A 14,721-nucleotide genomic window follows, 5' to 3' on the forward strand; every position below is an offset into this window, starting at 1 on the left:
GCCTCTCCACCCTGCATCGCCAATCGCTGAAGCCCCATGTACATAGATCTGCAAGCGCTCGACGGCGCCGCGCGGCATAAGGTCCTGTCGACCGTCGTCGTGCCCCGGCCCATCGCCTGGATTTCCTCGATGGACGAGCATGGCGCGGTCAATGTTGCGCCGTTCTCCTTCTTCAACCTGTTGTCGGCGGACCCGCCTCTGTTCTGCGTGGGGATCGGCGCGCGCGATGCCATGCCGAAGGACACGGCCCGCAATATCCGCACGCGCGGCGAGTTCACCGTGAACATGGTGTCGGCCGCGCTGGCCCGGCGCATGAACGTCACGGCCATCGAGTTTCCCGCCGGCGTGAACGAAGCGCAGGAGGCGGGCCTGGTGCTGGCGCCGGGCGTCGAAGTGGCGACCCCGCGCATCGCGCAGAGTCCGGCATCCTTCGAGTGCCGCGTGCGGCAATTGCTCGATGTCGAAGGGCTGCGCACCCTGGTGGTGGCCGATATCGTGGCGATGCACGTGATGGACGAAGCCGTGCTCGACCCCGGCCAGCTCTACCTGGACACGCCCCGCATGGACCTGGTGGGCCGGCTGCACAACCCCGGCTGGTATTGCCGTACCGGCCCGGCCTTCCAGATGCCCCAACTGAGCCTGCAGCAGTGGGATGGGCTCAAGCAGGGCGGGCAGGCCGAGCCCTATCTTGTCGGCGGGGCCTAGCGCCCGGCCGTATTTTCCGTATTGAGAGTCTGGAGTCAATCATGAAGTGGCATTTTAATGTCTGTGTTTTCGCCTGCGCGACGCTTGGCGCGCCGGGCCCGTTCCTCAACACGATCAGCGCCGCGCATGCGGTGGACTTGACCGGCATGAGCGCTTGCGTTGCTGCGCAGGGCACGTCCCATCGGGCGATCGATCGCCGCGACCCGTTCACCGGTGGGGCAAGGGCGCCAGCCGGTGCCCGCAATGCCTGCGCAGACGGGCATGTGGGGGACCAGCGCGACCCGTTCGTGCAGGGCGCGTAGGTCATCGGGGTGAACCGGGGGGATCGCTGTCTGGGCTGCATGCGAAGTCTGATACGATCGGCAAACCATACGCCAGCCGTACCAGCAGCCGCAGCCCGCTGCGCGATGCGCGGCCACCATCGTACCCAATGACCACGAAGACCGAACCTACGCCCCCCTCCGAGGCCGACCAGGCCATCGCCCCGCACCTGAAGCTGCTTGCCGCCACGGCGGAGCGCGGAACCAGTCGAAAGAAAGCAGGCGCAGGCCTGATGCTGCTCTGGCTAAGCGATGACGTCATGGGCGTGGTCAACGCCGGCATGCGCGAGCATGGCATCACCGAGAACAAGCTGCACGTGCTGATCCTGTTCTCGCTGGCCGAACGCGGCCTGCTCGATATCGGCCCGCTGACGCCCTCGGCGATTGCCGACTACGTAGGCGTGACCCGTTCGTCGGCAACCGGCCTGCTGGACTGGCTGGAGACGCGCGAGTTGCTGGCGCGCGAGCACCGCAAGGATGACAGGCGCAGCCTGGAACTGGTGCTGACGGAGAACGGGCGGACGCTTCTCGATCAGGCGTTGCCTTCCTTCTGGCGGGCCTGCGCGCACCTTACGCGCGAACTGAGCGATGAGGACTGCCAGGCGCTGCAGACGATATTGGGGAAGGTCTGGCGGGGGATCAAGTAGGCCGGGGGTAGGAGATTACTGTCGTGGTGCGGCCATTCTGGATGCCAATCCCGGCGGCCGCCCAGGCTTGCCACCAAGAGCCGCCAGCCGATAAAAGGCGCCATCGCCGTTGTTTTTGTATGCAAAAGTAGAATACAATCTGGCGCAGTGAAGAGCGCGGCGCGGGCATCGGCCCAAGCTGATCATGGGTTCGGAGGACAATATGACATTTTGTGAAGCAGGCCTGGCGTCACCACATGTACCGGCTCTCGAGCCGATCGAGAACTACCTGAAAGCCCATATCACCGGCAAGGCCGAATATATGCGCCTGGCTTTCCATCCGGACGCGAGGATTGTCTCGTTTCGCGACGGCGTGCTGCACTCCCTGAGCGTCGATGAATTCTCCGCTCGCTTTCCGGGCCAACCCGCACCTGATGAAGCTCAGCGCAAACGCTTCATTACGCATTTCGACGTCGTCGGCAATGCCGGCAGCGCCAAGGTTGTACTGCAATATCCGGAAGTGACATTCACGGACTACATGACGCTGCTGGAGATCGACGGCGTGTGGAAGATTTCCAACAAGACGTTCAGCGCAGCGCCGCAAGAAAAAACCAGATGAGCGGAGGCGGGTCCGGCTTGTGACCTTCCGCAGGCAGAACCCGGATGCTAGCTTGTCCACCGACGCGTGCATCTGAGCCTTGTCACCGGAGCACCGGCTGCACCGCACCGGCGCGACGCGGGAAGTCGCCGATAAACGGTATATACTGTTTATCCTGTTCTTCTTTCAAATCTGCCGTGAACTCACCGATCATCAAGCCGCCCACGAAAAAAGTATTTCATTTTCCAAAGAGCGCGAACGTGGCCGCTAGAGCCGCGCCCGCAACCAAGGGCAAAGCGCCGCGAGGCTCGGATAGCAAGAAGTCAGTGACGAGGGCCGACAAGAGCAAGGCGCCAAAGGTGGAAGCTCGCGCCGGCTCGGCCGCGCCGAAAAAGGCGCCGGGTGCCAGGAAGGAAAAGGTGCTGCGTGACAGCTTCACGATGCCAAAGTCCGACTACGCAAGAATCGATGAACTCAAGCAGCGATGCCTCGATGCGGGTGTGCACATCAAGAAGAGCGAGCTTCTGCGAGCAGGCTTGCTGCTTCTTGCCGCGACGTCGCCAAAGCAATTGCTGGCTGCGGTCTCGAAAGTCGAAGCCGTCAAGACCGGGCGTCCACCGAAGGCCTAAGCGCTTGTAGCGTGCCCGCGTGGCTCGCCGCGGTTGGCCGGCCTCGCATGTGTCCTGGCGTCAAGGGCTGGACGTTCAATATGTCTCTGCCTACCCAACCCATTCTGGTGCGGCGTTTCCGCTCGTATCGCTCATCGCCCGGCCGTGCTCAGTTCTCATTGACGGCCGCGACGAGCGCGGAGGAGCGCAGGACGCCGCCCACATGTCCCAGTCCCATTCCGATGGCGTACAACGAGCACGCCAGTGTCAGCAGCAGCAGGGCGCCGACCATCGATACGGTCATCGCTTGCGTTGCCGTCACCGACAGGAAGGACGCGCTGCGCCAGCTAGCGGCGGCAAGGCGGTGCGACGCACGGCCGATCCGCTTGCCGGCGGCAATGAGGAAAGTGCGTTGCATCATCGATGGCTCTGGCTTATCAGTGGATGGTCCATGCTGGGAGGCAATCCGTCCTTGCGACGCGCGCAGTCAGATTGACCTCATGCGAAACGGACGCTTCAGTGCGCGGCCGCGGCAGCCTCCGATACCTGGCCCTTGACCGGCTTGGTGAGCCAGATCAGCGGCACGATCATGATGAAGATCACACCCGAGATCCAGAAGATGTCGTTCAGGCCCAGCATGATGGCTTGCGTGTTCAGGCTACGCTCGAAGTACGCGACGGCCTGGCCCGGCGTGAAGCCCAGTGTCGACTGGATCGACTGGAGGGCGGCACCGTACAGCGGGTTGTTCGGACCGGCTTGCTCGGCCAGTTGGGCGTGGTGCAGCACGGCGCGGTTGTTCCAGCCGGTCGTGGCCAGCGACGTACCTGCCGCCCCGCAGAAGACGCGGGCGAAGTTGGACAGGCCGGCGGCGGCGGGAATCTTCTCTGGCGGCTGGCCCGAGAGGATGATCGCGGTCAGCGGCACGAAGAAGAGCGCGGTCGGAATGCCTTGCAGCAGGGTGGGCAGCACCAGGGTGAAGGTATCCACGCCGGTGGTGTAGTGGGAACGCATGAAAAAGACAGCCGCGAAGCCGACGAAGGAGAGCGTGGCAAGCACGCGCAATTCCGCCTTGGGCATCAGCTTGCCCAGCACAGGCGTGAGCAGCACGGCGAAGATCCCCAGCGGCGCGGTCGCCAGGCCGGCGTTGACGGCCGGGTAGGCCAGGTACTGTTGCATCCATTGCGGCAACACGACCAGGTTGGCAAAGAAGACCGCGAAGGCAACCGAGATGGCGACGGTGCCGGCCAGGAAGTTGCGGCCCTTGAACAGGCGCAGGTCGATGATCGGATTCTCTTCGGTCAACTCCCAGATCACGAAGAAGAGGAAGCTGAGCAGAGCCACCACGGCCAGGACGATGATGACCGGGGAGCTGAACCAGTCCAGGTCCTTGCCTTTGTCGAGCATGATCTGCAACGAGGCGACCCAGGCAATCAGCGAGGCCAGGCCCACCAGGTCGATCGGCAGCTTGCGGGCCGGCGTCTCGCGGTCGCGGTAGATGGCCCACGTAACGGCCGCGGCAAACAGGCCGACCGGCACGTTGATGTAGAAGATCCAGGACCACGAGTAGCTGTCGGTCATCCAGCCGCCCAGCGCGGGGCCGGCGATCGGGCCCACGGTGGCGGTCATGGCCCACAGCGCCAGCGCCATGGCGCTCTTCTCCTTGGGATACGAGCCCAGCAGGATGGATTGCGACAACGGGATCAGCGGTCCCGCCACCGCGCCTTGCAGGATCCGCGCGGCGAGCAGCACGGTCAGGTTGGGGGCAATGCCACACAGCCAGGACGACAGCACGAACAGGAGGATCGCGGTGACGAACAGGCGGATCTGACCCACGCGCTGGGTCAGCCAACCCGTCAACGGAATCGCGACGGCGTTGGCCGCGGCGAACAATGTGATCACCCAGGTGCCTTCGTCGATCGACACACCGAGGTTGCCGGAGATGGTCGGGATCGCGACGTTGGCGATCGACGAGTCCAGCACGTTCATGAAGGTGGCCAGGGCCACGGCGAAGCTTCCCAGCACGAGCTTGCCGCCGGTGAGCGGGGCGGGTGCGGTCTGGGTCTGGGCTGGGGATTGCATGGGGGCGTTCCGAAAGAGATTCGCTCTGGGGTGGCCGCCGCACAATCTGCGGCGGCGGTCCGGCTAGTAATCTGATATGTCAGATAAAAGGACGAGAGAGGACTGGTGCATTGCGGCGCTCAGGCCCCGGCCGCTTGCATGAGCGGCTGAGGCTTCGCGCCTTGCGCCGTACGCTGCGCCGGCAGCTTCGCCATGTCCGTACCGGACTTGCCGTTGCTGTTCTGTGCAATGATCCGCGTGATCTCGCGATCGGCCTCTTCGCCATAGCGCTGGAACACATCGGTGCGATAGGTCGTGCGATACGGCGTTTCGCCGCCGGTGGCGAGCTGCGAGCCGGTTGCCGTGTGCGTTGCTACGTCGACCTGCATCGACAAGCCGATCTGCAGCGGGTGCGCGCGCAGTTCCGCCGGATCGAGCAGGATACGCACGGGCAGGCGCTGCACGACCTTGATCCAGTTGCCGGTGGCGTTCTGCGCGGGCAGCGCGGAGAAGGCGCTGCCGGTGCCGGCCGAGAAGCCCACCACCTTGCCGTGGTAGGACACGCTGCCGCCGTACAGGTCGGCATGCAGTTCGACCGGCTGGCCCATGCGGATGTGCTTGAGCTGGACTTCCTTGAAATTGGCGTCCACCCAAACGCCGTCGAGCGGCACGATCGCCATTAGCGGCGTGCCGGGGGCAACGCGTTGGCCTACCTGCACCGAACGCCGCGCCACGTATCCCGTGACCGGGGCGGGAAGTGTGTTGCGGGCATTGGCCAGATACGCGTCACGCACCTTGGCCGCGGAGGCGAGCACGCTGGGGTGGTCGGCAACGGACGCCTGGTCCGTCAACGCATGGTTCGAGGCCAGTTGCTGACGAGCGCTATCGAGCGCGGCTTCGGCAGCCTTGACCGCATCGCGGGCGTGCGCCACGTCTTCGGCGGCTACGGCGCCGGCTTCGCCAACCTCGGTACGGCGGCGCAGGTCGTCCCTGGCGCGGGCGAGGTCCGCCTGGCGTTGCCGCACCGTGGCGTCGAGCACGTTGTTGTTGACATAAAGGGCGCTGACCTGGCGTACGGTCTGGCCCAGCGCGGCCTCGGCGCTGGCGAGCGCAACCCTGGCATCGGCGGCGTCGAGGGATACCACCGGCTCGCCGGCCTTCACGATCTGCGTATCGTCGGCATTGACCGCGATCACCGTGCCGATGACTTGCGGCGTGAGCTGGACCAGGTTGCCGTTGACATAGGCGTCATCGGTTTCCTCGTGAAAGCGCGCCACGCTGTAGTAGTAGGCGCCGTAGCCGGCCACGGCGAGCGCGCTGGCCAGGCCGAGCAAGGCAAGCAGCCGCTTGCGGGTGTTTTGCGTGGAGGACTTGGCGGGTCGGGCTTCGGCGGTAGCCTGGTCGGTCTTGGTCGTTTCGTTCATGGTGTCACCTGTTCGAGTTCGCGTTCGAGCTCGTGTTCGTTTTGGTTGAGCGCGGAGTTAGCGGGACTGTGCCGCCTGTCTGGACGAGTCAGAGGCATCCGTGTAGCCGCCACCCAGCGCCGCGGCGAGGGCAATCTGCCGGTCGCGGCGATTCATGCGCAGGTTGGCTACCGCCTGGCTGCTGGAGAGTGCGTTGGTCTGCGCGTTCAGAACGGTGAGCTGGTTGGTCAGGCCTGCCTTGTACTGCGCCAGAGCCAGGGTCAGCGCGCGCTGCGCGGCGGTGTCGCTGCGGATCGCGCTGTCGATCTGCGTGTCGATGGCGCGAATATCGGAGAGCTGGGTCGCAACATCGGTCAGGGCGTTCACCAGGGTCTCGTTGTAGTTCGCGACGGCAAAGTCGAATTCGGCGTAGCGGCCCTTGAGCTGCGCGCGCAGCGCGCCGCCATCGAAGATCGGCAGGTGAATCGCGGGACCGGCCGAGGCCGTGCGGCTGGCGGCGCGCAGGAAGCGGCCCCAGCCAAAGGCGTCGAGGCCGATCGCGGCGGACAGGTTGATGTCCGGATAGAACTCCGCCTTGGCCACCTTGATGTCGTGCAGGGTGGCATCGACGCGCCAGCGAGCGGCGACGATGTCGGGGCGGCGCGAGACCAGATCGGCCGGCAGGTTGTCGGGCAGGCGGACTTCGTCGCCGGTGGCCAGGGCAGGGCGGCTGATCGCCAGGCCACGGTCCGGACCCTGGCCGAGCAGCGCGCCCAGTTGGTAGCGCGTGCGCTGGATATTGCCGTCGAGCGAGGAGAGCGCGACTTCGCTGGCGGCCAGGTTGGCTTCGGCGGTGCGCTTCTCGACCTCGGTCTCCAGTCCCATGGCCACGCGCCCGCTGGTCACGCGCAGCACGCCACGGCGCTGCTTCACTTCATCCTGCGCAATGTCGTGCAGCGCGTAGAGGCGGGCCAGTTCGTTGTAGGCCCGGGCAATCGCGCTGCTTAGCGTCAGCTTCACCTGTTCCGCCTCGGCCTCGCTGGCATGCACCGCGGATACGGCGGACTTCAGGGCTTCGCGGTTCTTGCCCCACAGATCGAGTTCATAAGAGGCGTTGATGACCGCCTTGTTCTCCGACTGCCAGGACCCGGCGAACGGGGGCGGCACGAGCGTGCTTTCCGAGAAACGTTGGCGCGTCCAGGAATAGCCGGCACCCACCTGCGGCAGCGTATTGGCGTTGGCTCCCTCGCTGAGCGCCGTGGCGGCGGCCACGCGAGCCCGGGCCTTTTCCAGCGACGGGCTGTCTTGCAGCGCTTCGCCGATCAGCGCCTTGAGCTGGGCATCGCCGAACTGGTCGGTCCAGTCCGCCGAAGGCCAGCGGCCTTGCTCGGCGGGGATGCTCTGCGTGGTGGCGTAGGCAGTGGCTTCGGCGATGTGCTTGTCGCTGTGGATGCCGGCATAGTTGGCGCAGCCGGCCAGGACCGCCGCCATCAACACCGAGAGCGTGGGGCCCGCGAAGCGGCGTGTCGAAGAGGTAATCTGATTGTACATTATCTGACCTATCAGTTAAATGAGCAAAAAAAAAGCGATCAAATATTCGCAAATTTGGCGAGGAGCCGGCGGAATTCAGTGAATTCCTCCGGGCTGAACATCTTCAATCGGGCGTTGAGCACCTTCGGCGCCACTTCCGGAATGCGCTCTGCCACGGCCATGCCTTTTTCCGTCAGCGTGAGGTTGACCATCCTGCGATCGTCGACGCTACGGCTGCGCGCCAGCAGGCCCTTGCTTTCCAGTTTGTCCAGCATGCGGGTCATCAGGCCGCTGTCGATGCAGAGCAGCCTGCTCATCTCGAACGGCGTGTGGGCCTCGCCACGCGTCAGGAGGAGCAGAATCCCCATATGCTGGGCAGTGATGTCCAGGTCTCTCAGGGCCGCATCCATTTCGATCAGGAGGCCGTCGCGGGCACGGTTGAGAAAGTACCCGACGCTCTGCATGAGCTGATAGTTCTCCTTCGAGTAATGATCCACGGTGAGACCTCATCGATGTTGTTGACGAAACAGTAGTTGATAAGTCAGATATATGCAAGATAGATTTTTGGCCCGCAGCGCTGCGCGACGGTTGAGCTCGTCCAAGCCGCTGATTTGTATGGTGCCTTAGATGGCGTGGCTCGGCACAGCCAGCATCAGGTCTGGGGGCGCGACCACAATGCATTCGCCGGCGCGAGTGCGTCAAGCGACGGCAGCGCATGACGCATCAGCGCCGAAGAGCACTCCCGGGCATATCGGCGGGAGCGCCGCGTTGACCGGAATCCGGGTCGTAGCAGGTACGGCCCGGGTTGCATTTGCGTCATGGGGTCGATGCGGCCTGCCGTCGCCGGAATATCTGCCTATCCGCGCTTTTCCGAATCCTCGAACCTGGCGAATACGCGAGCCTGGACAGCGTCCATGACTGCGAGGACGTGCTCATCGGCAGGCGCGCTTGCTGTCACGCCAGTCGCCTTTTTCGGCTTTGAGCCGACCGGATAGAAGACAAACACCGTATCGAACCGGCCTGCCGATTCCTTCTTCAGGCGTCGGTTGAGCGCCTTCAGGTACTGCTTCTTGATGGTCTTGGACATAGGTTCCGGGGCTCTCAGTGCTGCTCAGTGCTGCTGTAAATGGGGCTCGAATTTCAACTGGCGTAGCGACCACTTCCACGGCGTTCGTCCCAAGGCAGCTAGCCGGGATGCGCCCGCGAAGACGGGGGCAGCCGACCGCTGCCGATCAGTTCAATGAGATCGGCGACCCGCGTCTCGGCCATGGCAAAGGCCTCGGCTTCTTCCATGGAAGGCCGTCCCGCGCGAAACACCGTCTGCAGTGTCCCGGCAAGTGTGTGATGGCGGACAAGAACGAATCCCTGGTGCTTTCCATTCGTAAGTGGCTCGGTGTAGGCCTTAAATTCGTAATAGCCGGCGCGCCTGTTACTTTCCATGCACCTCTCGCTTTTATCGTATGCACGGAGTCCGCCAGCGCGCAGTGGCGAACTTCGGCTCAGCTTTCTTGCGGCCCCACCCGCCGGTGTTGGCTGGATGTGCATAGGCGGGTGAGCGGAAATCTTCCCGACGCAATGCGCGACCCTCCAGCCATTAACGAGAGGGTCTAACCTTAGGATATCAATTCGCAGGCTGGCGTTCCTCAGGGAATTTCCCGGAGACCGCTTGCGCGGCATGGGTGGCGGCCCGCCCGCCGGAGAATCCCGTAGCACCTTTCAAACGCACGTTCGTGGTTCAGGCGGGGAGAGACATGCCATGGCGAGGGAACTGAAGTTCGAGCTTGCGCAGGAACAGTCTCAGGTCCTGCGCGACCTTCCCCTGCTCCCGACATTGCAGGTGCAACCGCCGCGCGAGGAAGCGTTGCGTAGCGACTACTTCGACACGCCGGATCTGCTGCTCTGGCGGCAGGCCGCATCGCTCCGGGTTCGTCAGGCGGCCGGTCACTATGTGCAGACCTTGAAGTCAGCGGGCGCACGCCGTGCGGGCCTGTTCGAGCGAGAAGAGTACGAAACGCCGGTTGCCGGCAACGCGCCCGATATCGCTGCATTGCTGGCGATCGTGCCGGAGACATCGACACTCTCACCGGTGCTGAAGACGCACCAGTTGCAGGAGCAGCTGGCACCGGCGTTCTGTACGGACGTTTGCCGCACCGTGTGGCTGCTAGGGCTTCCCGAGGGAGATGAAGTCGAGCTCGCGATCGATACCTGTACCGTGGTTGCCGGCGAATCAAGCCAGTCATTTTCCGAACTGGAGCTGGAACTCAAGCGTGGCAAGGCGGACCACCTCTATGCTCTGGCGCTGAATCTGGCCGACACGGTGCCGGTGCGCCTTAGCCTGGCGAGCAAAGGCGATCGCGGCTACGGCCTGCTTGTCTGCGAGATGCCGAAAGCCCTGCGTGCGACGCCGCTCGTGCTGGAGCGGCAGGGCTCCGTGGGAGATGCTTTCCGGGAGATCGCGCGGAACTGCCTTGCGCAAGTCCACGCCAACGAAGCTGTAGTCGCGAGCGCGCGGTCGCCGGAGGGCGTACATCAGATGCGCGTCGGGCTACGCCGTTTTCGCTCTGCGCTCGATATGTTCTGCGGCGTGGTCACGCTGCCCGCCGGGCTGCAGGACGAAATCAAATGGATTGCAGGCGAGTTGGGCAAGTCCAGGGACTGGGAGGTGCTTGCCCATTCGACGCTGCCTCAGGTTTCGGCGGGGGAGGACGACCTCCCTGGCCTTCGGCGTGTCAGCGAGGCCGCCGCCGAGATTGCGAGTGCTCGACGGCATGATGCCGCCGAAGCGGTTCGTTCCGCGCGCTATGCGCGGCTGGTTCTCGCGCTGGGACACTGGATGGCGGTTGCGTCCTGGCAGGGTGATGCGGAACCGTCAAAGCAAATGCTGCTGGCCATGCCGGCAAGCGAGCTGGCTCGCGATGTGCTGCGCGCGCGCCATCGCAAGCTTGTCCGTCGCGGGCGTGGGCTGCACAAGCTCGACGCGCCACGGCGGCATCGCGCTCGTATTGCCGCGAAGAAGCTGCGCTATGCAGCCGAATTTTTCGCGTCGCTGTTCCAGCGGAAATCGCTGGACAATTATCGCGGCGTGCTCGCCAGGCTGCAGGATGACCTTGGCTGGGGCAATGACATGGCCGTGGCTGGCCACCTCCTCGCTTGTCTTCAGCAGGCCGACGAAAGTGTCTCAGGCGGCGCAATCTATGCCAGAGGATTCCTGTCGGCACGCCTCGTCGCTGATCGGGAGAATCAGCGACGGCTCTGGAAGCGGTTCCGCCGCACGGAACGGCCATAGTAAGGGGCGCATCTTCCCCTTGGCCTTCAGGGCGATCCGAACCGCTTTGCCAGCGATGGCATCCGGGGGGTCTCCCGAGGCAGCCTTGCGTATCACTTCGGCAAAGCGGGCGGCGTCGCGCAGCGTGCTGTTCATGCCGCCGCTGGCCATTTCAATGCCCAGCTGGTCTACCTGGATATAGGCCTCATCCTCGGATGCCACCAGTCATCAGTCACCAGTTGCCAGTTACCAGTTACCAGTGGAATAGCCAGCCGTCATTTTTGATCATTGGAACGCCCGGCGCCGAGCGCTTCGAGCAGTGGCCGGAGGGCATCGAGTTCCACGCCAAAGCCGGTCCAGTCGCCCGCTTTCAACCGCTCCATGGCGCGGTCATAGTGGGCGAGCGCCTCGCGGGCGCGGCTGTCCGACGTGCCCTGGCGCTGCGCCGCCGCGGGGGCGGCTTCCTTGAAGAGCGCCGCCAGCGCGGCGCCCAAGGTCTCCTCCATGACCACATGGTCGCCGTAGGCGGCGATCACCCGCTTCAGCTCGGGCAATTGCCCGGACTCCGCGCGCAGGTAGAGCGGGGAGACGTAGAGTATCGCGTTCTCGATGGGCACGACCTGGAGATGGCCGCGGATGACGCGCGAACCCATCTGGTTCCACAGGGAAATCTGCTGGGAGATCTCGGTGTTCTGCTGGATGCGCGCTTCGATCTGGAACGGCCCGTAGATCAGCTTGTCCTTGGGAAACGCGTAGACGACGAGCTTGCCGTAGTCGGGGGGATCGCAACGTGCCGCCAGCCACGCAATCATGTTCTCGCGCCGGCTGGGCACCATCGGCAGCATCAGAACGAACTCGGCGCGGGGCTCCGCCGGGAGCCGCACAATCATGTAGTAAGGCGTCATCGGCACGCCGGGGCCAGCCCCGGCCCCGGTCCCGGCGTCAATGTCGGCCAGCTTGCGGGGGAACTGCCAGAGATCCTCCCGGTTGTAGAAGACTTCCGGCGCTTCCATGTGGTAAGCGCGGTAGATCTGCGCCTGGATCAGGAACAGGTCCTCGGGATAGCGGATATGTTGCTGCAGGTCCTGCGGCATCGTGCCCAGTGCCTTGAACAGGCCCGGGAAAATGCGCTGGTACGTCCGCACGATGGGATCGGCGGGATCGCTGACATAGAAGTCGACAGTCCCGTTGTACGCGTCGATCACTATCTTGACTGCATTGCGTATGTAGTTGTCGCCGTCTTCGCTGGCCGGCTGGGAGTACGGGAACCAGCGGCTGGTGGTATAGGCATCCTGAATCCAGTAAAGCCGCCCGCCGCTTGCGACGATGTAGGGGTCATGGTCGAGGCTGAGGAACGGGGCGATCGTGCGTACCCGGTCCTGGATGTTGCGATGGAGCAGGATCCGGCTTGCGGGTGTGATGTAGCCTGTCACCAGGATGTTGGGATCGTCGAACTGCCAGGCGAAGAGGGCCTGCAGCGCCAGGCTGCCGATGCCGATGCCGTCGCGCCCGCTGTAGTTCGTATAGACGTTCTCGTCGCCCTTGGGGTAGTCGAACTCTGGCGCGTTGCCGTTGACGATAACGTAGCCCTTGCCGCCTTCGCCGAAGTACAGGCGCGGCTCGCGGATGGCGGGGCCGCCGTTGGAGACGGGCGGAATATCCTTCAGGTAAAGGGAGGGCAAGCCCTCCGCGGATTTCTCCGTGACCGGCGACATCACGACGCCGTTGCCGTGGGTGAACAGCAGATGCAGGTTGACCCAGGTCTGGGCATTTGCCGGCAGCAACGACGGCTCCAGTTCCCGCGCCGAAAGCATGACCTGCTGATAGCCGGCGGCAAACCGGTAGCGGTCGATGTCCGTCGCCAGGAATTTGTAATAGGTCCTGATCTCCTGCAACTGCGCATAGGTATCCCGCAACGGCTGCAAGTCCCACAGGCGGATGTTGTCGATGGTCGGACGATTGGCCTGGAGCGTGGCGAGATTCAGGTTCTGTTGGGCCGGAAACGGCTTTACCGCAATCTGCGCCAGGCCATAGGCCTCCCGCGTCAGCGCAATATTGTGCTGGATATAAGGTGTTTCCAGCTGTAGCTCGTTCGGCTTGACATAGAAGCGCTGGAACAGCGCCGGGTAGGCCACGGCGAAGACGAATGCGCCGCCGAACACGATCAGCGCCGACACCGCGGGAACCCGATAGCTCCGCCAGCGAATATTGGCCAATGAGGCGAGCGCGGCAGCGGTGGCCAGGCCGATCAGCGGCCACAGGACCGGCAGCCCGACATGGACATCGGTATAGCCGGCGCCCACCACGACGCCGTTGTCGCCGTAGAGCAGCAGGAAGCGGTCGAGCCAGTAAGACCACGCCTGCAGCAGGAAGAACAGTCCCAGCAGCACAGAGCCGTGGGTGGCGGCCGCTGGCGAAATCCCGCGCGGCGACTGCAGGAAGGCGATGTCGCCGCGCAGTCCGTACACCACGGCGGCGACGGCCGCGCTGCAGCCAAGCAGCAATAGCAACCAGTTCCTGAGCGCGATATAGGCGGGCAGCGAGAAGAGGTAGAAGCCGATGTCCTTGCCAAAGATCGGATCGCCTTTGCCAAAGGGCACCTGATTGACATAGCGCAGCGCGATGTCCCAGTCCGAGGCTTCGCTGACAGCGAGGAACAGGCCCACGAGGACGGCGGCCCCGGCGATGGCGGTGCGCCAGTGGACGTGTGGCGCGACGTCGCCGACCAGTTCGCTCAGGACCTCCGGCATCCCGGGCTGGGATGCCGTCTCCAGCTTCCAGGCGCCAGGGCTCGCGTAGCGGTGCGCCAGCCATCCCGACGCCCATACCGCGCCCGCCGAAGCCACGAAGACGGCGGCGAAAAGAAGCACCTGGGTAAAGAGGATCGTCCAGAAGACGTCCGCGTAGCCGACGGAGGAAAACCACAGCCAGTCAACCAGCATGCCGGTGACGCGGCTGACGACGATCAGCGCGGCGACGACCGCCACGATCCTGACGGCAATGCCTCTCAGCCGCGTGCCGGATCCGCCTGGCGATCGCATCGATCGTGCTCCTTTGCCGGAACGTCATCCATGGCCTGCTGTGACGGGGCCTAGGTATGCTGCCGGTCTGCCCGAAACCTGGCCGAACGGGTTGGCGGGGCGACCGCGATAGCCGGCTCCCAACAAAGCAAAGGTCCGCGCCGAATCGCCCCGGATAATCAATTGTAGGTGGGGAATCACCGCGCAGCACGCTTGCCGGGGCGCGTCCGATACCGCCCGCGCCCAAGTACATGAAGCGGCACCGCGGTGGAGACGGGATTTACGAAAGCTTTATGGCAGGGCAACACCTCTTTACGCCATTTACATGGGCCAGTTCCTAACCTTGTAAGGCCCGGCAATTCGGTGGCGCCGCGGAGCCGGAATGCTCGCGGGCCCAGAGCGCGCATTGCCTGTGCTTCCCCTGACCAGCCCGGTAAGCAATATGACGCCGCATTTCACCAAAGCACCGCGCACAAGCGAACCCCGTCACGGCGGCAGCTATTACCTGAAGCTTGCCGGATGCCTGCTCGTGCTTGGCCTGTTGTACACCTTGTGAACGAGGGGGCGGGGCGGCTGCTGCCGCCCCGG

Annotated in this window: 15 protein-coding genes; 7 read left to right on the forward strand and 8 right to left on the reverse strand. The window is 64.3% G+C overall.

All coding sequences use genetic code 11. The features are described 5' to 3' along the window. The first annotated feature begins 36 nt into the window (after window positions 1-36). The 5 genes from CF70_RS30800 to CF70_RS30820 all read left to right on the forward strand — a co-directional run bounded on the left by CF70_RS30800 (window position 37) and on the right by CF70_RS30820 (window position 2,878). Window positions 37-705: a flavin reductase family protein gene (locus tag CF70_RS30800; protein ID WP_035874718.1), complete on the forward strand. Its 669-nt coding sequence runs from the start codon at window positions 37-39 to the stop codon at window positions 703-705. A gap of 41 nt (window positions 706-746) precedes the next feature. Continuing rightward, window positions 747-1,007: a hypothetical protein gene (locus CF70_RS30805; RefSeq protein WP_035874720.1), complete on the forward strand. Its 261-nt coding sequence runs from the start codon at window positions 747-749 to the stop codon at window positions 1,005-1,007. Window positions 1,008-1,135: 128 nt separating this feature from the next. Further along, entirely contained in the window at window positions 1,136-1,672 is a 537-nt protein-coding gene (locus CF70_RS30810) for a MarR family winged helix-turn-helix transcriptional regulator (RefSeq protein ID WP_035874721.1), read from the forward strand. Window positions 1,673-1,874: 202 nt separating this feature from the next. Beyond that, window positions 1,875-2,270 (forward strand): nuclear transport factor 2 family protein, encoded by a 396-nt coding sequence (locus tag CF70_RS30815; protein WP_035874723.1) that lies wholly within the window; start codon window positions 1,875-1,877, stop codon window positions 2,268-2,270. Window positions 2,271-2,446: 176 nt separating this feature from the next. Next, complete coding sequence (locus CF70_RS30820) at window positions 2,447-2,878, forward strand: hypothetical protein (RefSeq protein ID WP_035874725.1); 432 nt, start codon at window positions 2,447-2,449, stop codon at window positions 2,876-2,878. 148 nt (window positions 2,879-3,026) lie between these two features. Here the strand turns inward: CF70_RS30820 and CF70_RS30825 are convergent, their stop codons facing one another. From CF70_RS30825 to CF70_RS36370, 7 genes are all read right to left on the reverse strand, one after another. Then, on the reverse strand, window positions 3,027-3,278 hold the full coding sequence (locus CF70_RS30825) for a hypothetical protein (protein WP_035874726.1): 252 nt from the start codon (window positions 3,276-3,278) through the stop codon (window positions 3,027-3,029). Between the two features lie 95 nt (window positions 3,279-3,373). Next, window positions 3,374-4,936, reverse strand: a complete 1,563-nt coding sequence (locus CF70_RS30830; protein ID WP_035874727.1) for a DHA2 family efflux MFS transporter permease subunit — start codon at window positions 4,934-4,936, stop codon at window positions 3,374-3,376. 119 nt (window positions 4,937-5,055) lie between these two features. Then, complete coding sequence (locus tag CF70_RS30835; RefSeq protein ID WP_035874728.1) at window positions 5,056-6,339, reverse strand: efflux RND transporter periplasmic adaptor subunit; 1,284 nt, start codon at window positions 6,337-6,339, stop codon at window positions 5,056-5,058. A gap of 57 nt (window positions 6,340-6,396) precedes the next feature. Then, window positions 6,397-7,869, reverse strand: coding sequence for an efflux transporter outer membrane subunit (locus tag CF70_RS30840; protein ID WP_035874729.1), 1,473 nt, complete (start codon window positions 7,867-7,869; stop codon window positions 6,397-6,399). 38 nt (window positions 7,870-7,907) lie between these two features. Continuing rightward, window positions 7,908-8,345, reverse strand: coding sequence for a MarR family winged helix-turn-helix transcriptional regulator (locus CF70_RS30845; protein ID WP_035874730.1), 438 nt, complete (start codon window positions 8,343-8,345; stop codon window positions 7,908-7,910). 359 nt (window positions 8,346-8,704) lie between these two features. Then, window positions 8,705-8,935 (reverse strand): hypothetical protein, encoded by a 231-nt coding sequence (locus tag CF70_RS30850; protein ID WP_035874731.1) that lies wholly within the window; start codon window positions 8,933-8,935, stop codon window positions 8,705-8,707. A gap of 98 nt (window positions 8,936-9,033) precedes the next feature. Beyond that, on the reverse strand, window positions 9,034-9,288 hold the full coding sequence (locus tag CF70_RS36370; RefSeq protein WP_152561968.1) for a hypothetical protein: 255 nt from the start codon (window positions 9,286-9,288) through the stop codon (window positions 9,034-9,036). Window positions 9,289-9,604: 316 nt separating this feature from the next. Between CF70_RS36370 and CF70_RS30855 the strand changes: the two genes are divergently transcribed. After that, window positions 9,605-11,134, forward strand: coding sequence for a CYTH and CHAD domain-containing protein (locus CF70_RS30855; RefSeq protein WP_035874732.1), 1,530 nt, complete (start codon window positions 9,605-9,607; stop codon window positions 11,132-11,134). A gap of 254 nt (window positions 11,135-11,388) precedes the next feature. Here the strand turns inward: CF70_RS30855 and CF70_RS30860 are convergent, their stop codons facing one another. Next, window positions 11,389-14,154 (reverse strand): UPF0182 family protein, encoded by a 2,766-nt coding sequence (locus CF70_RS30860; protein WP_035874734.1) that lies wholly within the window; start codon window positions 14,152-14,154, stop codon window positions 11,389-11,391. 361 nt (window positions 14,155-14,515) lie between these two features. On the opposite strand from CF70_RS30860, the gene CF70_RS36820 reads away from it, so the two are divergent. Beyond that, a complete protein-coding gene (locus tag CF70_RS36820) occupies window positions 14,516-14,689 on the forward strand; it encodes a hypothetical protein (RefSeq protein WP_160172313.1) in 174 nt (57 codons plus the stop codon). Window positions 14,690-14,721 lie beyond the last annotated feature (32 nt).

The organism is Cupriavidus sp. SK-3, assembly GCF_000611145.1.
In the GTDB taxonomy this organism is placed as follows: Bacteria; Pseudomonadota; Gammaproteobacteria; order Burkholderiales; family Burkholderiaceae; genus Cupriavidus.

What these genes read in the sequence shown, in the direction of transcription:
- CF70_RS30800 (WP_035874718.1), top strand. Translation starts at nt 37, where the DNA reads ATGTACATAGATCTGCAAGCGCTCGACGGCGCCGCGCGGCATAAGGTC.
- CF70_RS30805 (WP_035874720.1), top strand. Translation starts at nt 747, where the DNA reads ATGAAGTGGCATTTTAATGTCTGTGTTTTCGCCTGCGCGACGCTTGGC.
- CF70_RS30810 (WP_035874721.1), top strand. Translation starts at nt 1,136, where the DNA reads ATGACCACGAAGACCGAACCTACGCCCCCCTCCGAGGCCGACCAGGCC.
- CF70_RS30815 (WP_035874723.1), top strand. Translation starts at nt 1,875, where the DNA reads ATGACATTTTGTGAAGCAGGCCTGGCGTCACCACATGTACCGGCTCTC.
- CF70_RS30825 (WP_035874726.1), bottom strand. Translation starts at nt 3,278, where the DNA reads ATGATGCAACGCACTTTCCTCATTGCCGCCGGCAAGCGGATCGGCCGT.
- CF70_RS30830 (WP_035874727.1), bottom strand. Translation starts at nt 4,936, where the DNA reads ATGCAATCCCCAGCCCAGACCCAGACCGCACCCGCCCCGCTCACCGGC.
- CF70_RS30835 (WP_035874728.1), bottom strand. Translation starts at nt 6,339, where the DNA reads ATGAACGAAACGACCAAGACCGACCAGGCTACCGCCGAAGCCCGACCC.
- CF70_RS30840 (WP_035874729.1), bottom strand. Translation starts at nt 7,869, where the DNA reads ATGTACAATCAGATTACCTCTTCGACACGCCGCTTCGCGGGCCCCACG.
- CF70_RS30850 (WP_035874731.1), bottom strand. Translation starts at nt 8,935, where the DNA reads ATGTCCAAGACCATCAAGAAGCAGTACCTGAAGGCGCTCAACCGACGC.
- CF70_RS36370 (WP_152561968.1), bottom strand. Translation starts at nt 9,288, where the DNA reads ATGGAAAGTAACAGGCGCGCCGGCTATTACGAATTTAAGGCCTACACC.
- CF70_RS30855 (WP_035874732.1), top strand. Translation starts at nt 9,605, where the DNA reads ATGGCGAGGGAACTGAAGTTCGAGCTTGCGCAGGAACAGTCTCAGGTC.
- CF70_RS30860 (WP_035874734.1), bottom strand. Translation starts at nt 14,154, where the DNA reads ATGCGATCGCCAGGCGGATCCGGCACGCGGCTGAGAGGCATTGCCGTC.
- CF70_RS36820 (WP_160172313.1), top strand. Translation starts at nt 14,516, where the DNA reads ATGCTCGCGGGCCCAGAGCGCGCATTGCCTGTGCTTCCCCTGACCAGC.